This is a genomic window from Jatrophihabitans sp. (genome assembly GCA_036389035.1).
In the GTDB taxonomy this organism is placed as follows: domain Bacteria; phylum Actinomycetota; class Actinomycetes; order Mycobacteriales; family Jatrophihabitantaceae; genus Jatrophihabitans_A.
Window position 1 is genome coordinate 179,380 of record DASVQQ010000007.1, and the last position, 15,354, is coordinate 194,733.

A 15,354-nucleotide genomic window follows, 5' to 3' on the forward strand; every position below is an offset into this window, starting at 1 on the left:
GGCGTCCACTAGATTGGACACTGATGAGCGCGCCTGAAGACGAACCCCTTGCCAGCCACCTGAGTTTCGCCGACCTCGACATCGACGAGCGGGTGCTTCGAGCCCTGGCCGATGTCGGCTATGAGACCCCTTCGCCGATCCAGGCCGCCACCATCCCGGCGCTGATGGCCGGCCGCCACGTCGTCGGCCTGGCCCAGACCGGCACCGGCAAGACCGCCGCGTTCGCGGTGCCGATCCTGTCCCGGATCGACCTGGACGACAAAGCCCAGAAGGCGCCCCAGGCGCTGATCCTGGCGCCGACCCGCGAGCTGGCGCTGCAGGTGTCCGAGGCGATCAGCAAGTACGCCCACTACCTGCCCGGCCTGCACGTGCTGCCGATCTACGGGGGCCAGAGCTACGGCGTGCAGCTGTCGGGCCTGCGCCGCGGCGCGCACGTGGTGGTCGGCACGCCCGGCCGGGTGATCGACCACCTGGAGAAGAAGACCCTGGATCTGACCCGGCTGCGCTTCCTGGTGCTGGACGAGGCCGATGAGATGCTGCAGATGGGGTTCCAGGAGGACGTCGAGAAGATCCTCTCCGACACCCCGGCCGACAAGCAGGTGGCGCTCTTCTCGGCCACCATGCCGCCGCAGATCCGGCGGATCTCCAAGCGCTACCTCACCGATGCCGCCGAGATCACGGTCAAGACCAAGACCGTCACGGCGGCCAACACCCGGCAGCGATACCTGCAGGTGGCCAACGCCCAGAAGATGGACGCCCTCACCCGGATCCTCGAGGTCGAGCAGTTCGAGGCGATGATCGTCTTCGTCCGCACCAAGCAGGCCACCGAGGACCTGGCCGAGCGGTTGCGCGCCCGGGGCTTCTCGGCGGCGGCGATCAACGGCGACCTGGTGCAGGCCCAGCGTGAGCGCACCATTGCCCAGCTCAAGAGCGGCGCCTTCGACATCCTGGTGGCCACCGACGTGGCGGCCCGCGGCCTGGACGTCGAGCGGATCAGCCACGTCCTCAACTACGACATCCCCACCGACACCGAGTCCTACATCCACCGGATCGGGCGCACCGGGCGGGCCGGTCGCACCGGTGAGGCGCTGCTGTTCATGACCCACCGGGAACGGCACCTGCTCAGCTCGATCGAGCGGGCCACCCGGCAACCGCTCACCGAGATGACGCTGCCGAGCGTGGAGGACGTCAACACCACCCGGGTGGCGAAGTTCGCCGACTCAATCACGGCCAGCCTGGCCTCGCCGCAACTGCCCCTCTTCCGGGGCCTGATCGATGACTACGCCCGCGAGCACGACGTGCCGGTGGCCGATGTGGCGGCGGCGCTGGCGGTGCTGTCCCAGGACGACCAGTCGTTCCTGCTGGCGCCCGAACCTCCCGTGGTGAAAAGGAAGAACGAGTTCAGCTCAGCGGCCGACCGGGCCGGCGACCGGGATCGGGATCGGGATCGGGATCGCCCGACGGTCCGGGTGGCCGGGCAGCGCCGCGCCAAGTCCGACGTCCGGCTGGCCACCTACCGCATCCGGGTGGGCAAGCGGCACAAGGTGCAGCCGGGCTCCATCGTGGGCGCCATCGCCAACGAGGGCGGCCTGAGCCGGCAGGACTTCGGCCACATCGACATCCGGATCGATCACAGCCTGGTCGAGCTGCCGGCGGACCTGCCGCCCCGGACGCTGGACGCGCTGAGCCGGACCCGGATCTCGGGCCAGCTGATCGAGCTGACCCGCGAGGACGGCGCCGAGCGACCCAGCAGGGTGAAGAAGCCGCGCCACAAGCCCTAGCGCTCATAATCTAGGCCGAGCGTGTCGAGCAATCTTGTAACGGCATTGGCTAGTTGGTCATGCAGTTCTCGCCAGTCGGAGGGTCGCTGCGAACGTGACGCAGAATCAATGCGACCGAGCGCAAGGAAGACGGCGTCCAGCAGGTCCGACACTCGGGTTTTGTCAAATGCTTTCGCATCTGCTGCCGCCGCAATCTGATTACGTCGCCCCCGAGCAAAGTCGATGACGCTGGCTTGGCCGGTCATACTATCGAGGGTTGCTGGTGGCGCTTTGCGATTGTTCGCATCCCAGCGACACTTGTTGCAGCAATAAATTTTGTCGCTGCGGCCGACCACGGCTTGACCACAACCGGCCCGAGCGCAGAGGCGCTCAGGCATGCGGTTGGACGATGCGTCGCTGTGGGCCACCTCTACAGATTAGCCGTGTACTCGGCTGACACAACTGGGGTAGGTTGATGGACTGAGCGTGGGATGAGGGCCCAAGATAGCCGTGTTATTCGGGCGTGTTTCCACGGATAGCCTACTCGCGTAAGAGACACTTGAGCACGTTGGTAGTGGGCTAAGCCAATAGACCGCACCCCTGTAGTGCGGATCGGAGGATGCATGGCAGTATGGGCACGTCGCGAGGACCTGTTAAGTCCTCCTCCCTCAGCGCACACCGTAAGTTCGGAGCGTCCCACCTTGTCAGCACTGCGCGACGATGTCGTAGCAATTGTGAAGCAGCACGGCCTGGAGTACCGGGCCGAACCGTTTCAGCTTGCTTCGGGCGAACTGAGCCATGACTACATGGACGGCAAGAAGGCGTTGGCTGAAGGCGAGCACCTCGGCCTCGCTTGCGAAGCCATCATGGAACTGGCGAACGCCACGGGCGTCGAGTTCGACGCGGTCGGTGGTTTGACCCTCGGGGCTGACGCCTACGCGATTGGCATCGCGCTTTTGGCGCGCAAGCGGTGGTTCGTGGTGCGGAAGCAGGCCAAGAAGCACGGCAAGGGGAAGCGCATCGAGGGGGCGCAGCTCGCGCCTGGCATGCGAGTGCTACTCGTGGACGATGTCGTTAGCACAGGCGGTTCGATCCTGGAGGCACTCGGGGTCGTGCAGGAAACTGGGGCGCGGATCGTACTGGCCGTCACATTAGTTGACCGAGGCGACGAGGCAGAGGATAAATTCCGAGAGCTCGGAGTTGCGTACCGGCCGCTCATCACTTACCGCGATCTTGGAATTAAGCCAGTTGGCAAAGTCCGAGCTTCTACGCCTAGCTGAAAGTGGTCTCGCCGCATTCCCGCCAAGTGGATTGGATGAGCTAGCGAAAGAATGTCGTCAATCAGCTGAAATGACCGTTAGCCCTCGGCTGTTCGTTCTAACCAATGTCATAGAGTTGTTAGCTTCAGCATGGGAACCATATGAAGCGGTCCCCGTCGAGGTTCGAGAACGCCTTGATCTAGTTCTTTCAACTCAAATGCGGTTGATCCTCTCAGAAGAGGACGAAGGCGCGGCCATGTCCTTGGCAGCCTCGATGCGCGAGGACGTGTCCTTGATTTTAAGGCAGAGCTGGTAGCAAGCCGAGAACCCAGTGTGGGACTTCTTCGGCGTGTGGCGCTAAACCTGGCTGACTATCCGGCTAGTAAGTGATCTGATGAGTGAGGTATAGCTCAAGCTCGATGCAGGATACGGGCAATGTGGGGGTGGAGTGGTCTACGCCGCCGCCCAGGGCGTCGTGGAGTGCGCGAAAAGCGCAGCGTGCCCCAGCGCACGCCGATGAGTTCCAGGTCGTGCTCCTGGACGATCACCCCTGTGCCCGGGGCCTGCTACCCCCAGACACCCAAGAGCCTGCAGAAGGGCGTCCTGCTGCTCAGTGAGCCAGCGCCGGCCGCGCTCGTCATGCTTGATGCCGCGCTCGTCATGCTTGATTTGGAGTAGAGCCCGGGGCGAAGGGCGGAGTGAGTGACCAGGCTGATGACATAACCGCCCCGCATGCGGCTAGGCCACTATGGACTCACGACTCGGGTCGGGAAGGAGCTAACCATGGTGGCGCTCTCGGCCTCGAACCTGGCCGCGCTGGCCCCCGAGGTGGCGGTGCCCGGCTATGACCGTGGACAGGTCAGCGTGGGCATCGTCCACTTCGGCGTCGGCGGCTTTCACCGGGCGCACCAGGCCATGTACCTGGACCGGTTGATGAACGACGGCGCGGCCCTGGACTGGGGGATCTGCGGTGTCGGGGTGCTGCCCGGTGACCGGCGGATGGCCGACGCGCTCGCCGCCCAGGACTACCTGTACACCCTGATCGTCAAGCACCCGGACGGCGCCTGGGAGCCGCGGGTGATCGGCTCGATCGTCGATTACCTGTTCGCCCCCGAGAGCCCGGAGGCGGTGATCGAGCGGATGGCTGACCCGAGGACCCGGATCGTCTCGCTCACCGTCACCGAGGGCGGCTACAACATCCACGCCGTCACCGGCGAGTTCGACTCTGAGGCCCCGGCCGTCCGGCGCGACCTGGAGCCCGGCGCCGTGCCGAGCACCACCTTCGGCCTGATCACCGAGGCGCTGGTTCGCCGCCGTGACCGGGGTCTGGCGCCGTTCACCGTGCTGTCCTGCGACAACATCCAGGGCAACGGCGACGTGACGCGCCGGGCCTTCGCCGCCTTCGCGCGACTGCGCGACCCCGCGCTCGGGGAGTGGGTGGAGCGGGAGGTCGGATTTCCCAGCAGCATGGTCGACCGGATCACCCCGGTGACCACCGACGCCGACCGGGCCGAGCTGGCCGCCCGGTTCGGCGTCGAGGACCAGTGGCCGGTGGTGTGCGAGCCGTTCACCCAGTGGGTGGCCGAGGACCGGTTCGCGGCCAGGCCGCCGCTGCAGGACGCGGGGGTGCAACTGGTCGCCGACGTCGAACCGTATGAGCTGATGAAGCTGCGGCTGCTCAACGCCGGCCACCAGGCGCTGTGCTATTTCGGTTACCTGTCCGGTTATCGCCTGGTGCACGAGGCGGCTCAGGACCCGCTGTTCGCCGACTTCCTGCTGGCCTACATGCGCGCCGAGGCGACGCCGACGCTGCGGCCGGTGCCGGGCATCGACCTGCGGGGCTACCAGGCGAAGCTGATCGAGCGCTTCTCCAACGACCAGGTGCGCGATACGATCGCCAGGCTGTGCGCCGAGAGTTCGGACCGGATCCCGAAGTGGGTGCTGCCGGTGATTCGGGAGAACCTGGCCACCGGCGGCGAGATCACCCTGGCGGCCGCGGTGGTGGCCAGCTGGGCGCGCTACGCCGAGGGGGTGGACGAGGACGGCAACCCGATTCAGGTGGTGGACCGGCTGGCCGACACCGTGACCGCGGCGGCGCGCCAGCAGCGCCGGGACCCGCTGGCGTTCCTGCGCAACCGCGAGCTGTTCGACGACCTGGTCGAGCAGGAGCGGTTCACCGCGGCCTACCTGGCCGCGCTGGAGTCCCTGCATGACCGGGGCGCCCGCAAGACCCTGGAGGCGTTGATGGCCGAGCGGCGACCAACGCGCTGAGCGGCGACCGCCGAGCTGAGGATCTAGCGCAACCTCGCTAGGCTCGACCGCGAAGGAGCACGCCATGAACCTCGCCGACTACGACGCGTTGAGCTTCGACTGCTACGGAACCCTCATCGACTGGGAGACCGGCCTCGCCGCGGTGCTTTCCGCGTGGGCCCGTGAATCCGGCCTGGACATCTCCGACGAGGAGCTGTTGCTGGCCTACGGCGACCACGAGGCCCAGGTCGAGACCGAAACCCCGAAGGCTCTGTACTCGGCGGTTCTCGCCGAGGCCTTCCGGCGCACCGGCGACCAGCTCGGGGCGCCGGTGAGCCAGGAATGGGCGCAGCGACTGGGCGCCTCGGTTCCGGACTGGCCGGCCTTCGACGATTCACCCGAGGCCCTGGCGTCCCTGGCCCGGGACTACAAGCTGATCATCGTCTCCAACGTGCACCGGGAAGGCTTCGCCGGCTCCAACAAGCGCCTGGGCGTGACGTTCGACCGGATCATCACCGCCGAGGACGTCGGCGCCTACAAGCCCGCGCCGAACCACTTCCAGGCCCTGGACGAGGCGCTGAAGGAGCTGGGCGTCCCGCGAGAGCGGCTGCTGCACGTGGCCCAGAGCCTCTTTCACGACCACGTGCCCGCCAAGCGCCTCGGGCTGCCGTCGGTGTGGATCAATCGCCGATCCGGGCGTCCCGGCCAGGGCGCCACTCCCGAGCCCGCCGAGGCGTACTCCTACGACCTGGAGTTTCCCGACCTGATCTCGTTCGCCGAGGTCGCCCGGGCGGCCAAGAGCTGAGCGGCGGGCGAGAGGCGTCCAGGGAAGCTGGCGGAGGATAGGGGATTCGAACCCCTGAGGGCGTTAACCCAACACGCTTTCCAAGCGTGCGCACTAGGCCACTATGCGAATCCTCCGTCGAAGAGGATACGGGTGGCCGCGATGCTGCCGTGGCGCGGGTACTCCCTGACCGGCGCCACCCCGTCCGGACGGGGTGCCAGGAGGCCTCAGGAAACAACAGTGACTGCTGACGGCCTGAACCGAGGTACTCTTCGCCGAACTCCTGGGGGCGGAAAATGACAGCAGGCACGACCGCGGAACGAGTGTCCAACAGCGATGGCTTCAAGGGCCTGGCCAAGCTGGGCTTCGCGGCCCGGGGCACCATCTACCTGCTGCTCGGCTTCTTCGCCGTGATGCTGGTGCTGGGTAAGCGCACCCCGGAGGCAGATCAGCGGGGCGCGATGCAGGAGGTCGCCCGGCACACCGGCGGCTTCCTGCTGCTGTGGTTGATCGCGATCGGGTTCGTCGGCTACGCGCTCTGGCGGTACTCCGAGGCCGCCTTCGGCGTGACCGGCAAGAGCAAGGACGACAAGCTCCCGCGGCTGAAGTCGCTGGCCCGCGGCGTGATCTACACCGGTCTGGCCGTCAGCGCCTTCACCATCCTGGCGACCGCTCGCAGCAAGAGCCAGGCCAACCAGCAGCAGCAGTGGACCTCCAAGGTGATGGAGTACCCGCTCGGCCGATGGGTGATCGGCATCATCGGCGCCGTGATTATCGGGATCGGCCTGGGGCTGATGTTCCAGGGCATCATGCGCAAGTTCAAGAAGCATTTCGCGATGGAGGACATGCCGACCCGCAGCCGCCGGATCGTCTGGTTCCTGGGCACCTTCGGCATCACGGCGCGGGGCGTGGTGTTCGGCCTGGTCGGCTTCTTCCTGATCCGGGCCGCCTGGGAGTACGACCCGAGCAAGGCCCGCGGCCTGGACGGCGCGCTGCGCAGCACCGTCGCCGACTCCGACACCGGCCGGCTGCTGATCGCCGTGTGCGCGGTCGGCCTGATCGCCTTCGGTCTGTACGCCTACGCCGAGGCCGCCTGGCGACGCACGTGAGCCAACTGGCGCAGAAGCCCGAGGACCGGCGGCAGGACACCGGTTGGCGGGCCACCGCGCTGTGGCTGCTCGCCGCCGCGGTGCTGCTCTGGCTGGTGCTGGTGCTGATCGGCCAGTTGCTCGGCGACCAGTGGAGCCGCAGTGCCCTGGTGCGCTGGGACGTCTCGGTGGACCGGGAGCTGGCGGCCAACCGCAGCCATCCATGGAATGTCGTCACATCGGTGTGCAGCTTTCTCGCCGAGACCATCACGGTGATCACCATCGGGCTGCTGGCCTTCGTGGCGCTCCGGCTGCGGCTCAAGCGCTGGCGCGAACCGCTGTTCCTGGCGGTGGCCGTGATCGGCGAGGTCACGATCTTCGTCAGCACCACCATGCTGGTCGACCGGGACCGACCGCCGGTGCCGCGCCTGGACTCCGCGCCGCCGACCTCGAGCTTCCCGTCCGGGCACACCGCCGCATCGATCGCGCTGTACGGCGGCCTAGCGGTGCTGGCCTGGCGACTCGGCGCCAGGGTGTGGCTGCGGAACCTGGCCCTCGCGCTGGCCGTGCTGGCGCCGGTGCTGGTGGCGACGTCGCGGCTGTACCGCGGAATGCACTACCCCAGCGATGTGGCCGGCGGCCTGCTGCTGGCCTGCTGCTGGCTGGCGGTGACCAGCGCGCTCGTGCTCGGCCGGCGATCATCACCGCACCACCGGCCGGCGTGAGCGGCGTCGCCGCGGTGCTCAATCCCGCGAAGATCGACGACCTGGCGGCGCTGAAGGCTGCCATCAGCAAGCGCTGCGGCCCTGACAAGCCGCTCTGGTTCGAGACCACCCCCGAGGACAGCGGCGGCGGCCAGACGGCGGCGGCTATCGCGGCCGGCGCGCGGCTGGTGCTGGTCTGCGGCGGGGACGGCACGGTGGCGGCCTGCGCCGGCGCGCTGACCGGCACCGGGGTGGCGATGGCGATCGTGCCGGTCGGCACCGGCAACCTGCTGGCCCGCAACCTGGGCATCCCGCTGGATCTCGGCCAAGCGCTGGACGTCGCCTTCGGCGCCGACGAGCGGCTGATCGACGTGCTGGAGGCCGGCGAGCAACGGTTCACAGTGATGGCCGGGCTGGGCTTCGACGCCGCCCTGATCCGGGACACCGATGAGAAGCTCAAAAGGCGGTTCGGCTGGCTGGCCTATCTTGGCGGTATGGCCCGAGCCCTGCGGCGCAGCCCGCACGCGCAGTTCACCATCGCCGTCGACGACGGCCTGCCGCTGAGCACCGAGGCGATCGGCGTGCTGGTCGGCAACGTCGGCCAGCTCGAAGCCGGCATCACGCTGATGCCCGACGCCAGCCCGGACGACGGGCACCTTGACGTGATCGTGCTCAAACCCCGCACTTTCGGGGACTGGCCGGCGCTGGTGTGGCGGATCCTGCGCCGCCGTGCCAATGCCGGCCGGCAGGCCGACATCCTGCGCGGCAAGCGGGTGACGATCGAGTCGGCGGTGGCCCTGCCGATCGAGTTCGACGGCGAATTCCGCGGTGAGGCGACCGAACTGCGGGTCGAGGTGCTGCCCGCGGCCCTCACCCTGCGCTGCGTGCGCCCGTGAGTGCCTCCGGGCCCCCCGGGCGCGGGCAGACTGATGAGAGCGCCAGCCAGCAGCGTGAGAACGCGGGCCGGCGCCGGTTCGCCGGCCGGACGGCGGTGGTGTTCGCCATCGCCCTGGTGGCGGCGGCGCTGTTCGTCCTCCTGCTGGTGCTGGTCAGAACCTCCTCGACGGCGCTGCTGCGGCTGGACCGCGACATCGCCCTCGACATGAACCGCTTCTCGCGGGAGCACTCCACCTTTACCTGGGTGATGCATGCCCTCAGCAACTCAGGCAAGACGGTCGTCTGGTTTCTGGTGATGGCCCTGGTCGCCGGCTGGCTGTGGCGGCGCGGCCTGCCGCGGCTGGCGCTGTTCGTCGCGGTCACCGTGGTCGGCAGCTCGGTGCTCAACAACCTGATCAAACTGCTGGTGGACCGGGCCCGGCCGCATCTGAGCGACCCGCTGGTGGTCGCGCCCGGCAAGTCCTTTCCGAGCGGGCACGCGCAGGCGGCAATCGTCGGCTTCGGCGTGCTGCTCGCGGTCTTCCTGCCGATCATCCCCCGCCGCTGGCGGGCGCTGGCTGTCCTGGTGGCCGGCCTGCTCGCGCTGCTGATCGGCTTCTCCCGGATCGCACTGGGCGCGCACTACCTGTCTGACGTGATCGGGTCCCTGCTGATCGGAACCGTATGGCTGATCGGCATGGCCGGCGCGTTCAGGACCTGGCGTCGGGAAGAGGGGAAGCGGGTCGGTGGCCTCAGGGAGGGGCTGGAGCCAGAGCACCGCGACCAGATCGCGCCCTGACTCGCCGGTGCGCCTGATGGTCAAGCCTGGTTTGTTCTCTATGCCCTTTTAGTACTATGAGCTAATATTGACCGATGTATCCACACAGCTCCGCAGTGGATCAAGAAAACGACCTCACCCAGCTGCGCCTGGCGATTACGAACGATTTAGGCGCTGGCTTCGTCGAGCTTGTCCGGATGTACGGCCGCACTGTCTATGCGGTCGCGTTCCGGCTTACCCATTCTTCGATCGAGGCCGAAGACCTGTCCTCCGAATGCTTTCTTCGGGCTTTTCGAGCATTGCAAAGCTTTCCGCAGGAACGGGTGCTCAACCTCGAGCCCCGGGCCTGGCTGCTCACTATCTTGCTCAACACCTGGCGCAACGGCTTACGTGACGAAAGCCGGCGGGTAGCGGAGGTGAGGATGGCGGAGCCTCCTGACCAATCGGATGCCGGAGCCGGCGTGGAGGAGCAGGTGCTGCGTCGGGAAGCCAACGTCGAACTGCGGCAGATGCTGTCCTACCTTTCACCGGCGCAACGTGCGGCAGTGGTCCTGCGTCACGTCGCAGGCCTTCCGATTGCCGAGATCTCGTCGATATTGGGTTGCCGGGAGGGGACCGCCAAGTCACATATATCACGAGGTATGACTGCGCTTCGACGTATGTATGCCGAACAGCTCCGAGGAGGCGAAGGAGTCCCCAGCAGGAGCGCCTGAAGGACCGTGAGCATTCGCAGGACTGTTCACTGCATTGCGAGCCGGGCGGCAAAGAACAAGAGGACGACACCCATGACAAGCTCAGTCGCCGGCCGGATGCGGACCAGCGCCGGCGCGTCCTGGAGCCGGCCGATCAAGTAGATCCAGAAGGCGAGCCACAGCGCTCCCAGCGCCAAATACGTCGTCGCCAGTGATAGCAGAGCCGCTGTTGTCGCGGCGTCGTGAGGCACGAACTGCGGCAGGAAAGCCACCAAGAAAAGGCCTACCTTGGGATTTGCCGCTGTGCAACCAAAGCCTGCGATGAAGGGATGCCGTACTGGCCTGGCCGCGCTCGCTGCCCCCGCCGCCGGCAGGCCAGCCGGCTCGGGATCTGCTCGAGCCTGATCGATGAGGCCTTTGAGGATGACCAGGCCGTAGCAGGCAAGAATCACAGCGCCACAGGCTCGAAGCGTCAGGAACAGGCCGGGATGGTCATACAACACCAGCGTCATACCACCGATACCGAGCGCCGCGTGGCCGATGCCGGCGAGCATCATGCCGCTGGCGGCCAGGATCGCGGCACGCCTGTTGCGACTTCGCAGCAAGATGCTGGTGAGAAAGGCGATATCCGGCCCGGGTGTCACGATTACCACGACAGCAGCGAACAGGAAGTGCCACGAGATGACGGCCGTCATCGCCGGTTCACTGACTGATCAGTCCTGTGATTACGCTGGCTGCTGTGCCGTATCGGCAGCCGAGGCTGGCGAGCAAGGGCGGAACATCTCGGCTTCGATGGATCGGATGGTGGCGTAGTCCTTCCACAGTGCCGCCCGATCCTGGCCTGAGAGCACCACGAAGCCGACGGCCAGGCTTCCGAACAAATCTTTGGTGATCTCGATATGGTCGCCGGGCTTGAAGTTGGCACTCGACTCGTAATAGCTCGGTAGTTTCCGGATGCGGTCCATACCGTCGGTATCGGCGACCTGAGACGTGCTGGGCACGATATGAAAGACGATCAGGGTCTGGTTGACCAGCTGGTAGGACATCGAGATGTCGTGGTCGCCATCAAAATAGCGGACCGTGCGCTCGATCTGGCTGTCATTGGTCGCCAGCTTGCAGAACCGGGGCTGGCCACCGCCGTGCGAGCGGGCGGCCATTTCGATGAGGACGGGGCCGGACTCTGTGTGCATCAGCTCCACGTGTGCGGCCCCGAAGCGCATGCCGACGGCATCGAGCACTCCGCGGGTGTACTCGACCAACTCGGCTACGACAGGCGTGTTCGGATCGACCCATTCCATCGTGTCGTAGACAGCCATCTGCGAGTCATTGTGGATCTTGGTGTAGCGGCAGACGTCGGTGACCGTGTGGAGCCCATCATGGCTGAAGGTGTCGACCACGTATTCGGTGCCTGCGATGTGCTGCTGGACGACCAGTGAATCATTGACGATTCCCAGCTGATTGGTGCTGTGGAGAGCCTTGTCGAAGACGCGCGCCCAGCCCCGGCCGCCGGGCACGAAGGTGACACCGTCAGTGCCGGCACTCTTGGGTGGTTTGATCACCAGGTCTGAACCGGACAGCCCGGTCTCCTGAATCCACCGCGTGACCTGCTGCCGGTCGCTCGCGCATACCTGGGGGATAGTCCGGTGGCCGCTGAGTGCGACAGCTTCGGCCATTCTGGCCTTGTGCCGGCGCGCATCCGCAAGTGTCGCGACGTTAGCCACTTCGGCGACGACCAGTGGCGCCAGCCTCTCAGCCAACTCCACGCCCGACTCGGTGCCTGCCAGGACGCAGCGAGGCCGCAGTGCCCCCACCCTGGCGGCGAGGCCGGCTATCGAACCCTCGTGGATCAGCACCGTGCCGAAGTCCTGCGGACGGTAGGAGCTGGCGTACACCGCAGGTGGGCGGGGCGCTGTCAGCAACGCGACCACGGGAATGCCGCGGGCGGTGAACGCCGGCGCCAGTTGCGCACCCGAGGAGTACGGATCGACAATCACCGCAGGGCCGTGCGGGTCATAGGACGAACCCGATTCAGGCATGTGCCACGCTCGTGGGGCGATCCCCTGGACGCAAGCTGATATCCGGGGACAGCGGACGGTGGACGACGAGGCAATCGTCGGGCCGGTCACCCGGAAACACGATCGAGACCCGGTCGCCGCGACGCACTGCCGGTAGCCCGTGCCGTGCGGCCCGGCCGACTGGCGTCGCCCTGCCGTGCCAAGGGCAGATCAAGCGATGACTACCGCCTTCTACCCGTGCCAGATGTAGTGGCCCGCCTCGGTGGGGGCAGCGCGCCGGTAAGACGAAAGCCCCGAACGAGGTGCTGGCATAGACATAAGGAACCTGATTGAGCTCAGCGCAGTTCCCCAGTCCGGTGGTGGATATCTTCACGACATGCATTTCTTGTAATCCCCCACCGAGTGAATCTCGTACACGCACTCGTCGGACTCGATGATGGCGCCGTGCAGGCGGTCACGCCAGATAACGGTGCCTTCGCCGGCCTGCAGGATCTGGTGGGAATCGAAGCCGCTGACGAACTTCATGGTGCCGGTGACGATGTGGCAGAGCTCGTCGCCTTGGTGGCTGTGGGTGTTGGACAGCTCGCCGAACGGTTCGACGATGTGCGCGACCGGTGCGGTCACCCGCCCTTCGGCCACGGACTGGTAGACCGGATCGTGAAGGGACTTGTTGGTGGGGCCCGCGTCCATCCAGGCGATCTGGGAGACGAAGTCTTCGTCAGCGATCTCAGCGATCACGTGGAATTCCTCGTAACCTCGAAGGATTTCAGGGATCACCACCGCGCCGTAGCGGCGCACGACCGGCAGGATCAACTTCTCCAGCGCCATCCGGCCGTGGTGGGTGTCGATGTGGACATGTTCGGTGAAGTACTCGACATCCGCGGCGCCGTCGAACACGTCGTTGAGCAGGCCGGCCGCCCGAGCGCAGAAGTCCACCAGTGTCGTCTCGGTGTAGAACAGCGCGCCCAGGTACCGGAAGAACATCTCATGGTTCTTACCCAGGTAGTGAAAGTAATTGTTCATCAACAGACTGCCCGGCAGGTAGTACTGCCAGTACCGGTGGACGTCGTCCTTCAGTCCCACCGAGTCGAGGGTTCGCTCGAAGAGGGTGCTGTGCTTGGTTTCGTGAACGCCGTACCCGTACTCGTCGATGACGATCTTGAACCACTCGGACTGGATGCTGCCGATGTTGCCCAGCAAGTTACGCAGCATCGGCGAAGCCTCGGACAAGAAGTCCGGCGCGAACTGGATGAGCCACATTTTCGCGGCCCGTTGGGGATCACTGGACTCGCGAATCGCCTTCTCAGCCGGGAGAACCGCGCCCGTCACACGGTTGTCAAGATCACGTAGGAAGGTTTCCAGCGACTCGGCGTCCCAGTCCCCCGAAACGCTGACTTCGTCATCGAGGAAACCGAAGGCGAATCGTTCCAAGGCCGGGCGGATCACCTCACCGCGAGAGCGGTTGTGGGGCGAGTAGAACGAATGGAAGTCACGGTACTTCTCCGGAGTCAATTCTGATTTCGGCAGGAATACCAGATCAGCCTCGTAGATGCTGGTCAGCATGCGGTGCGCAGCGAGGCTCTCGTAGTTGAAGACCTGGTCGCGTCGCAACGGCGTGTCGAACACCAGGTGCGGCAGAACCTGGGGTCGTAGCTGGCGTCGGTATGGATTGTCCTCGTTCACCCACTCCTCGTTGTCGAGATAGATGGGGTTGGTCGCATACCGCAGGATCGCCGCGGTCAGCTCGGCGCCGCTGAGCACATCCGGATGGTAGGGCGGGGGCACGTAATTCATCGCGGGTCACCGTCCAACGCTTCACGTGCCAGAGGCCTTGCCGTGATGTGCAGATCTCGCCAGCGGACTTCGATGTCGACCACTTCGCCGGCGCTCAACGGCCAGGCCTGGGGAAAGGGCACGTATGCCTGCATCCAATGCGAGCCGGCGTTGCTGGGGGAGTTGTCGAGCTGGATCCCTTCGGAAAGATCGAGCTGGAACCAGGCGAGCATGCCGTCGGCGACCCCCGTCGCGGTGATGGGCAGTCGCAGCACCTGGCAGCCATCCACCAGTGGTTCCTCGACGAAGTCCACTGCGAACAGCTGCGCGTCATCGGAGAGCAACTGATGCGGCCAGGTGGCCAACCGGAGCGGGAAGTGCCCAGGTGTGGACAGGTGATTCATCGTCGCGACATCGAATCCGAGAGCAGCCTGCACCGAGTTGAGCGAGCGGGCCGCTGGGCAGGAAAGCACCGCCCCGTATACGCGAGCCGCATGAGGCAGCAACCGGCCACCAGGCTTGAGCAACTCCTGTCGCGCATGCTGAAGTGTCGGCAGCAGACCCTCACCGATAAGGCCGCAATCAACTATCTCGGTGACGATGACGTCTACTCGTCCGCCCAGATCCCGGCCAATCCGTAGATCCGTCGATAGCTTCTGGACAACGGTGATGTGCTCAGAGAGCCCGTTGCTGTGGATGACCTGCCTTGCGACCTCAGCCAGCAGCGGGTCCACCTCGCAGCTGATCACTCGATCGGCGCCGGCTTGAACGGCGAGCATCGCCAGCAGCCCGCTTCCGGACCCGATGTCGAGCACGTGGTCACCCGGCTTCACGACCTGCCTCACAGCCGCCGCGAAGGTGTCATTGCGCTGCCTGTCGTTCAGCATCGGAAAGTGCCAGCGAGGCACATGCCTGGCCGCATACCGGCGTATCAGCTCCAGGGCAGTGGCCGGCTCGCTGAGTCGGCTCATCAGCGCGCTCGCGCTGTCCACGGTGCGCTGCAGATCGGCGAGGTGGGCCTGCAGGGACGCGACTAGAAGATCGTTGGTGGCAGGGTTCGCATCATCGCTGGCGAGTTGTAAGGGGCGGGGCGCGAAGGGAGCATGCTGGTATGCCCGCTGCGAGGTGACCGGGGTTGCCGTCATGGGCGGGTCCGTCCTTTGGGATTGCGAGGCAGGAATGTCGGTGAAGGCAGGGGTGAGCTGGAGGAACGAGCGTCGGCAGATAACCCGGTGAGCGGTCCTCAACTATCAAGAACACCGCTCCGCACGGGTTGGTTGCAGTGGATTAGAGAGGATTTGTCCCGAGCTGTGGGTCGCACCGGTGAGGTGCCCTACCACCCGATCTCACGCACCCTCGCGGCAGACCGGGTCGT

Annotated in this window: 14 protein-coding genes and 1 tRNA gene; 9 read left to right on the forward strand and 6 right to left on the reverse strand. The window is 66.0% G+C overall.

Going from position 1 to position 15,354, the window contains the following annotated elements; translation table 11 throughout:
- Positions 1–23 precede the first annotated feature (23 nt).
- Positions 24–1,781, forward strand: coding sequence for a DEAD/DEAH box helicase (locus tag VF557_03405; GenBank protein ID HEX8079234.1), 1,758 nt, complete (start codon positions 24–26; stop codon positions 1,779–1,781).
- On the opposite strand, the gene VF557_03410 is transcribed toward VF557_03405, so the two are convergent.
- Entirely contained in the window at positions 1,778–2,188 is a 411-nt protein-coding gene (locus VF557_03410) for a hypothetical protein (protein ID HEX8079235.1), read from the reverse strand. The two genes, VF557_03405 and VF557_03410, sit on opposite strands and share 4 nt — an antisense overlap.
- A 273-nt stretch (positions 2,189–2,461) precedes the next feature.
- Here VF557_03410 and pyrE point away from each other — a divergent pair, with 273 nt between their 5' ends.
- The 3 genes from pyrE (at position 2,462) to VF557_03425 (ending at position 6,074) form a co-directional block, all read left to right on the forward strand.
- Positions 2,462–3,040 carry an orotate phosphoribosyltransferase gene (pyrE, locus tag VF557_03415; protein HEX8079236.1) on the forward strand — a complete coding sequence of 193 codons (579 nt, stop codon included), beginning with the start codon at positions 2,462–2,464 and terminating at the stop codon, positions 3,038–3,040.
- Positions 3,041–3,802: 762 nt separating this feature from the next.
- Positions 3,803–5,290, forward strand: a complete 1,488-nt coding sequence (locus VF557_03420) for a mannitol dehydrogenase family protein (GenBank protein ID HEX8079237.1) — start codon at positions 3,803–3,805, stop codon at positions 5,288–5,290.
- A 64-nt stretch (positions 5,291–5,354) separates the two neighbouring features.
- The gene (locus tag VF557_03425) at positions 5,355–6,074 is read left to right on the forward strand and encodes a haloacid dehalogenase type II (protein ID HEX8079238.1); all 720 of its coding nucleotides are present in this window, start codon (positions 5,355–5,357) and stop codon (positions 6,072–6,074) included.
- A gap of 28 nt (positions 6,075–6,102) precedes the next feature.
- Here the strand turns inward: VF557_03425 and VF557_03430 are convergent.
- Positions 6,103–6,190, reverse strand: a tRNA-Ser gene (locus tag VF557_03430).
- Positions 6,191–6,349: 159 nt separating this feature from the next.
- Between VF557_03430 and VF557_03435 the strand changes: the two genes are divergently transcribed.
- The 5 genes from VF557_03435 to VF557_03455 all read left to right on the forward strand — a co-directional run bounded on the left by VF557_03435 (position 6,350) and on the right by VF557_03455 (position 10,212).
- Positions 6,350–7,162, forward strand: coding sequence for a DUF1206 domain-containing protein (locus VF557_03435; GenBank protein HEX8079239.1), 813 nt, complete (start codon positions 6,350–6,352; stop codon positions 7,160–7,162).
- On the forward strand, positions 7,159–7,866 hold the full coding sequence (locus tag VF557_03440; protein HEX8079240.1) for a phosphatase PAP2 family protein: 708 nt from the start codon (positions 7,159–7,161) through the stop codon (positions 7,864–7,866). Before VF557_03435 ends, VF557_03440 begins: the two co-directional genes overlap by 4 nt.
- Positions 7,863–8,741 (forward strand): diacylglycerol kinase family protein, encoded by an 879-nt coding sequence (locus tag VF557_03445; GenBank protein ID HEX8079241.1) that lies wholly within the window; start codon positions 7,863–7,865, stop codon positions 8,739–8,741. The genes VF557_03440 and VF557_03445 overlap by 4 nt, the downstream gene beginning before the upstream one ends.
- Positions 8,738–9,520, forward strand: coding sequence for a phosphatase PAP2 family protein (locus VF557_03450; GenBank protein HEX8079242.1), 783 nt, complete (start codon positions 8,738–8,740; stop codon positions 9,518–9,520). Before VF557_03445 ends, VF557_03450 begins: the two co-directional genes overlap by 4 nt.
- 74 nt (positions 9,521–9,594) lie before the next feature.
- Positions 9,595–10,212, forward strand: a complete 618-nt coding sequence (locus VF557_03455; GenBank protein ID HEX8079243.1) for an RNA polymerase sigma factor — start codon at positions 9,595–9,597, stop codon at positions 10,210–10,212.
- Between the two features lie 26 nt (positions 10,213–10,238).
- Here the strand turns inward: VF557_03455 and VF557_03460 are convergent, their stop codons facing one another.
- The 4 genes from VF557_03460 to VF557_03475 form a co-directional block, all read right to left on the reverse strand.
- Positions 10,239–10,886: a LysE family translocator gene (locus VF557_03460; GenBank protein ID HEX8079244.1), complete on the reverse strand. Its 648-nt coding sequence runs from the start codon at positions 10,884–10,886 to the stop codon at positions 10,239–10,241.
- Positions 10,887–10,916: 30 nt separating this feature from the next.
- Positions 10,917–12,227, reverse strand: a complete 1,311-nt coding sequence (locus tag VF557_03465) for an ATP-grasp domain-containing protein (protein HEX8079245.1) — start codon at positions 12,225–12,227, stop codon at positions 10,917–10,919.
- A gap of 348 nt (positions 12,228–12,575) precedes the next feature.
- Positions 12,576–13,967 carry an iron-containing redox enzyme family protein gene (locus VF557_03470; GenBank protein ID HEX8079246.1) on the reverse strand — a complete coding sequence of 464 codons (1,392 nt, stop codon included), beginning with the start codon at positions 13,965–13,967 and terminating at the stop codon, positions 12,576–12,578.
- A 29-nt stretch (positions 13,968–13,996) separates the two neighbouring features.
- Entirely contained in the window at positions 13,997–15,124 is a 1,128-nt protein-coding gene (locus VF557_03475; GenBank protein ID HEX8079247.1) for a 50S ribosomal protein L11 methyltransferase, read from the reverse strand.
- Between the last annotated feature and the right edge of the window lie 230 nt (positions 15,125–15,354).